This is a genomic window from Rhodococcus yananensis, from assembly GCF_020515525.1.
GTDB lineage: Bacteria > Actinomycetota > Actinomycetes > Mycobacteriales > Mycobacteriaceae > Rhodococcus > Rhodococcus yananensis.
Genome location: NZ_JAIYEP010000131.1, coordinates 1 through 5,638, shown reverse-complemented (window position 1 = coordinate 5,638; position 5,638 = coordinate 1). Strand labels below are relative to the sequence as shown.

Annotated in this window: 7 protein-coding genes; 3 read left to right on the top strand and 4 right to left on the bottom strand. The window is 69.0% G+C overall.

Features of this window, described 5'->3' with window-relative positions:
• Position 1: 1 nt before the first annotated feature.
• From LDQ05_RS19050 to LDQ05_RS19040, 3 genes are all read right to left on the bottom strand, one after another.
• Positions 2-772 (bottom strand): TetR family transcriptional regulator, encoded by a 771-nt coding sequence (locus tag LDQ05_RS19050; protein ID WP_226438520.1) that lies wholly within the window; start codon positions 770-772, stop codon positions 2-4.
• Positions 773-854: 82 nt separating this feature from the next.
• Positions 855-1,649 carry an ABC transporter permease gene (locus LDQ05_RS19045; protein WP_372461162.1) on the bottom strand — a complete coding sequence of 265 codons (795 nt, stop codon included), beginning with the start codon at positions 1,647-1,649 and terminating at the stop codon, positions 855-857.
• Positions 1,646-2,605 (bottom strand): ABC transporter ATP-binding protein, encoded by a 960-nt coding sequence (locus LDQ05_RS19040; protein WP_226438519.1) that lies wholly within the window; start codon positions 2,603-2,605, stop codon positions 1,646-1,648. Before LDQ05_RS19040 ends, LDQ05_RS19045 begins: the two co-directional genes overlap by 4 nt.
• 65 nt (positions 2,606-2,670) lie before the next feature.
• On the opposite strand from LDQ05_RS19040, the gene LDQ05_RS19035 reads away from it, so the two are divergent.
• The gene (locus LDQ05_RS19035) at positions 2,671-3,444 is read left to right on the top strand and encodes a TetR/AcrR family transcriptional regulator (RefSeq protein WP_226438518.1); all 774 of its coding nucleotides are present in this window, start codon (positions 2,671-2,673) and stop codon (positions 3,442-3,444) included.
• The gene (locus tag LDQ05_RS19030; RefSeq protein WP_226438517.1) at positions 3,441-4,796 is read left to right on the top strand and encodes a dipeptidase; all 1,356 of its coding nucleotides are present in this window, start codon (positions 3,441-3,443) and stop codon (positions 4,794-4,796) included. Before LDQ05_RS19035 ends, LDQ05_RS19030 begins: the two co-directional genes overlap by 4 nt.
• Here the strand turns inward: LDQ05_RS19030 and bcp are convergent.
• Entirely contained in the window at positions 4,793-5,266 is a 474-nt protein-coding gene (bcp, locus tag LDQ05_RS19025; protein WP_226438516.1) for a thioredoxin-dependent thiol peroxidase, read from the bottom strand. The two genes, LDQ05_RS19030 and bcp, sit on opposite strands and share 4 nt — an antisense overlap.
• A gap of 72 nt (positions 5,267-5,338) precedes the next feature.
• On the opposite strand from bcp, the gene LDQ05_RS19020 reads away from it, so the two are divergent.
• Positions 5,339-5,563: a DUF3618 domain-containing protein gene (locus LDQ05_RS19020; RefSeq protein WP_226438515.1), complete on the top strand. Its 225-nt coding sequence runs from the start codon at positions 5,339-5,341 to the stop codon at positions 5,561-5,563.
• Positions 5,564-5,638 lie beyond the last annotated feature (75 nt).

Sequence of the window (5,638 nt, the reverse complement as noted above, 5' to 3'; positions counted from 1 at the left end):
GTCAGGCCGAGGGCGCGCGAGTGTCCTCGGCCTGACCCGTCCGCTGCTGGTCCCGTTCGTCCCGCCGTTTGCGACGTTTCGCCTGGGCCCGCGAATCCTGTTCGGCGACCTGCAGGTACGCGACCATGATCCGTTTGAGTTCGGTGACGGCCTCGGCGTGCGTCTGATCGTCCTGCACCGAGAAGTTCAGCATCGAGTACACGATGTGGACGAGGACCTCGGCCATCATCTTGCGGCGGGGGCGCGGCGTGTCGGGGGTCAGCGGGGCCAGCATCCGCGCGACCTGCTCGGCGAACTCCCGTTCGTGGATCGCGCCGGTCGCGCGGGTGGAGGGGGTGGACTGCATCGCCAGCCACACCTCGCGGCGCGAGGGGTCGGTGGTCCACAAGCCGGCCATGTGGTCGACGAAGTTGTTGAGGAATCGCAGCCAGTCGACCGACGGGATCTCGCCGTTGAACTTGGCGAGTTCGTCCTGCACCCCCACCAGATCCTGCCGGTTCAGTTCGCACACGATCACGTACTTGTTCGCGAAGAACTGGTAGAGCGTCCCGATGGGCACGTCGGCGCGGGACGCCACCTCCTCGCAGGTGAACGACTCGAATCCGACCTCGGTGAGCAGATCGCGCGACGCGGCGAGCAGCGCATCGAACTTGCGGCGGCTGCGTTCCTGGGTGGGACGCCGGCGCGGCACGAGCTCCTGGGGCTCGGATTGGACCTCGAGCGCCGGGTCGATCCGGCGCGGTGCGCGGCGGCCGTTGGTTGCTGACTCCACGCGCCCCAGGCTAGCGGCACCTGGTGTCGGAACGTAACAATTGGTGTGAGTGCGAGTGTCACAAACCGGACATGGTTCGGTGTCACTGCGCGGTGCGTCGACGGAACACTGCGGTGGCCGCGACCAGTCCGGTCACGGTGAACGCGCCGCACCACACGACCGAGAGCAGACCGGAGGTGCCGATGGGTGTGCCGGTGAGCAGACCGCGGACGGTCTCGATGACCGGGGTCACCGGCTGATGCTCCGCGAAGCCGCGGAGCCATCCGGGCATCGTGTCCGGCGGCACGAACGCGCTGCTCACGTAGGGGAGGAACAGCAGGAAGAAAGTGAAGCCGCTGGCGGCTTCCTCGTTGCCGGCGAGCATGCCCAGCGCCGCGGAGACGGACGAGACTGCGAGGACGAACAGCGCGACGATGCCGAGCGCCGCAGCCCATTCGACGACGGTGGCGTCGGGCCGGAAACCCATGAGCGCCGCGACCGCGATCACCACGGCGGTGCTCGCCAGGTTTCGGATCAGGCTCGCGGCGACGTGTCCGGTCAGTACGGCCGACCGTGCGATGGGCATCGACCGGAACCGGTCGACGATACCGCGCTGCATGTCGGAGGCCACCGACACCGCGGTCTGTGCGGCACCGAACGACGCGGACAGCAGCACAATGCCCGGTACGACGTAGTCGAGGTAGTCGGTGCCCGTGGCGATGGCACCCCCGAACACGTACACGAACAGCACCAGCAGCAGCACGGGCAGGGCGAGACCGAGGATCAGCGCATCGGGGCTGCGCACCATGCGACGCAGGTTCCGCCCGGTGACGGCCACGTGGTCGCGCACCACGTAGCGGGCGGGGTGCATCCCGGTGGTGGGGACGGCGAGAGTCATGACGTGGCCTTCCGGGCGGTGAGGGTGAGGAAGACGTCGTCGAGGGTGGGGGAGTGCACCCCGAACCGTTCGACCGACACGTCCTCGTCGGCGAGGCGGGCGAGCAGCGCTGCGACGTGCGGGAGGCTGCCGTCGGTGGGGACCTCGAGTGTGAGGGCGGCGGGATCGTCGTGTCCCGGGACAACCGTCGCGGCGCGGGCGAGATCGGCTGCGGTGGCGAACCGCAACTCCAGGTGCCCGCCGGGAACGAGCGATTTCAGTTCGTCGGGGGGACCCTCTGCGACGATCCGTCCGCCGTCGAGGACTGCGACCCGATCGGCGAGACGATCGGCTTCCTCGAGGTACTGCGTGGTGAGGAAGACGGTGACGCCGTCGGCGGCGAGGTCGCGGATCACCTCCCACATCACCAGACGGCTGCGCGGGTCGAGGCCGGTGGTGGGTTCGTCGAGGAACAACACCTGTGGGGAGCCGACGAGGCTCATCGCGATGTCGAGTCGACGGGCGGTCCCACCGGAGTAGGTGCCGGCACGCCGGTCGGCGACGTGTCCGAGGTCGAAACGCTCGATCAGGTCGCGGACACGGGCGTCGATGCGCGCCGACGGCAGGTGCGCGAGTCGCGCGGTGAGCCGCAGGTTCTCGGTTCCGGTGAGGACATCGTCGATCGCGGCGTACTGGCCGGTCAGCGCGATGCGTTCCCGGATGGTGTGGGCATGCGCGGGTAGTGCGAGCCCGGTGACCGTGACGGTTCCGGAGTCGAAGGGGAGCAGCGTCGTGAGGATGCGCACGGTCGTGGACTTGCCCGCGCCGTTCGCGCCGAGCAGCGCGAAGACGGATCCGGTCTCGACGCGGAGATCGATGCCGTCGAGTACGGGGGTGGAACCGAAGGTCTTTCGCAGGCCCTGGGTGTGCAGGGCCGGTGTCGGGGGGCATCGCGGAACCTCAACTGTGTATCGCATATACGTATGGTATATGCGATACACAGTTTTAGGATGGCGGCAAGATCCCGAGAGACGGAGAACAATTGAGCAGGCCGGCATCCGACGACGCGCTACCACGCAACGTGCAGCTCGCCTGGGGGCTGAGCGATCCGGGCACCCGAGGGCCACGCCGCGGCCTCAACCTCGACCAGGTGCTCGACGCCGCGATCGCAGTGGCGAACTCCGACGGACTCGACGCCATGTCGATGAGCCGGGTCGCGAAAGAACTCGGCTTCACCACGATGTCGCTCTACCGATACGTCGACAGCAAGGACCAACTCGTCGAACTCGCCTGGGATCGCGCCCTCGGACCGCCCCCCGAACTACCGTCCGGCGGCACCTGGCGGGAGCGGATCGACGCCTGGTCCACCGCCGAGTACCGAGCGCTGCGCGAATACCGATGGCTCACCGCGCATCCGATCCGCTCCGCCCCGTACTGGCCGAACAACATGCGGTGGCTCGACGCGGGGCTGGGAGCGCTGTCCGACACACCCCTCACCGAGCCCGCGAAAGTGCAGATCGTGACGACGATCTCGCTGTACGTCATCAGCCGCGCGCGGTTCTCGTGGGAACTCGACGCGGTCGTCGCCGACGACGGACTCGACTACCCCACCGTCCTACCGAGAATCCTCGACCCCGACCGCTACCGTTGGGTGCTCGCGGCCGTCGCCGGTGGCGCCTTCGACCCCGGCCCGCCCGACGAGGACCAGGGGCAGTGGCACGAACAGGAATTCCGTTTCGGACTCGACCGCCTGCTCGACGGGATCGAGGTCCTCGTCCGGAACTCGACGTCGCACCACCGGGAAGGACACCGATGACCGACCTCACCCAGCGCTACCGCGACCGGATCCGGGACGCGATGCCGGCCGCCCGCGACGAACTGGCGACCCTCGTCGCGTTCCGGTCGGTCGCCGACCCACGCCAGTTCCCCGTCGCCGAATGCATCGGCGCCGCAACCTGGGTGCGGGACGCCTTCGCCGACGCCGGGATCGACCGTGTCGAGCTCGTCGAGACGTGCGACGGATCCCGCGCGGTGATCGGGCACAGCCCGGCACCGGAGGGCGCCCCGACGGTGCTGCTGTACAGCCACTACGACGTGCAACCACCCGGCAACGAAGACCTCTGGCACAGCCCGCCGTTCGTACTCACCGACCGCGACGACCGCTGGTACGGGCGCGGCGCCGCCGACTGCAAGGGCAACATCATGATGCACCTGCTCGCGCTGCGGGCGTTGCGCGCCGACGGGCCGTTCCCCGTGGGCGTACGGATCGTCGTCGAAGGATCCGAGGAGATGGGCGGTGAGGGCCTCGAACAGCTCGTCGCCGAACACCCCGAACTGTTCGACGCCGACCTGATCGTCATCGGCGACAGCGGCAACGCCGAGGTCGGGCACCCCACCCTCACCACCACCCTCCGCGGCATCGCGAACGTCGTCGTGCACGTCGAGACACTGGCGGGCGAGATCCACTCCGGCATGTACGGCGGTGGTGCCCCCGATGCGCTCGCCGCACTCGTGCACCTGCTCGGCACGCTCCGCGACGACCACGGCAACACCGTCGTCGACGGTCTCGACAGCACCGCGACGTGGAACGGTGTGCCCTACCCGGAGGACCGCTTCCGCATCGACGCAGGAATCCTCGACGGAGTGGGGTTGCCCACCACCGGGGCGGTCGCCGACGCCGTGTGGGCGCGTCCCGCCCTGACCGTCCTCGGCATCGACGCCCCGCCGGTGGTGGGTTCGGCGGCCGCGATCTGCCCGCGCGCCTCCGCCCGGTTGAACCTCCGAGTGCCGCCGGGAGTGGACGCCACCGCCGCGCAGGACGCCCTCGTCGCGCACCTCGAGGCCCGCGTGCCGTGGGGTGCGCACCTGCGCATCGACCGCGAACCGGTGGGCGAACCCTTCCGGGCGGCGACCGACGGGCCCGGCTACGCGGCGTTGCGCGCGGCGCTCGAATCCGCGTACGGGCGCGCGGTGGGGACGGCCGGGCAGGGCGGCTCGATCCCGCTGTGCACGGCGCTGCAACGCGCGGTCCCCGGCGCCGAGATCGCATTGATCGGTGTCGAGGAGCCTCGCTGCGTCATCCACGCGCCCGACGAGAGCGTCGATCCGACGGAGATCGAGAACCTGGCCGTCGCCGAAGCGCTGCTCCTGCGGTCGCTGGGCGGCTAGACCGACAGGTCGCGGCGCAACTTCGCGACGTGCCCGGTGGCCCGGACGTTGTACTGGGCCACCTCGATGTCGCCGTTCTCGTCGACGAGGAAGGTCGAGCGGATCACACCGGTGACCGTCCTGCCGTACATCTTCTTCTCCCCGAATGCGCCCCACGCCGTGAGCGTCGTCTTCTCCGGGTCGGACAACAAGGGGAACGTGAGTCCTTCGTTGTCGCGGAACTTCGCGAGTTTGGCGGGCTTGTCGGGGGAGATCCCGACGACGTCGATGCCGGCCTCGTTCAGCTCGGCGAGGTTGTCGCGGAAATCGCAGGCCTGCTTCGTGCAACCCGGGGTGCTCGCCGCGGGGTAGAAGTAGACGACGACCTTGCGTCCGCGATAGTCGGACAGCGACACTTCGCCTCCGTCGGCATCGGGAAGTGTGAAGGCGGGGGCGGTGTCGCCGGGGGCGAGTCTGCTGTTTTCCGTCATGTCCGCGACAGTAGTGGACCGCTCGTCCATTACCGTGGTCGCAGCACACAGCAGCGACCTTGTGGAGGACACGTGGCCAGGGACACCGACTCGATCGAGCGGGACATCGAGAACGCACGCAACCAGCTCGCGAGCACGCTCGACGAGTTGAGCGTCCGCGCGAATCCGAAGAACCTGGTGGAGAACACCAAGCAGACGTTGATCGCGAAGGTGAATCAGCCGAACGTCAAGAAGTACGCGATGATCGCGGCGGGCGCCGTCGTCGGTCTGCTCGTGCTGCGCAAGGTGCTGCGCTGACCTCGGTGGCCGGCTCGGTGTCGACCTCGTAGGCACCACCTGCACCAGCGGCCTCATCGGGACGCCCGCGCCGGT

Bases quoted from the DNA above. Each gene is read 5' to 3' on its own strand.
- bcp (WP_226438516.1), bottom strand. From the start codon at position 5,266: ATGACGGAAAACAGCAGACTCGCCCCCGGCGACACCGCCCCCGCCTTC.
- LDQ05_RS19030 (WP_226438517.1), top strand. From the start codon at position 3,441: ATGACCGACCTCACCCAGCGCTACCGCGACCGGATCCGGGACGCGATG.
- LDQ05_RS19045 (WP_372461162.1), bottom strand. From the start codon at position 1,649: ATGACTCTCGCCGTCCCCACCACCGGGATGCACCCCGCCCGCTACGTG.
- LDQ05_RS19040 (WP_226438519.1), bottom strand. From the start codon at position 2,605: ATGCGATACACAGTTGAGGTTCCGCGATGCCCCCCGACACCGGCCCTG.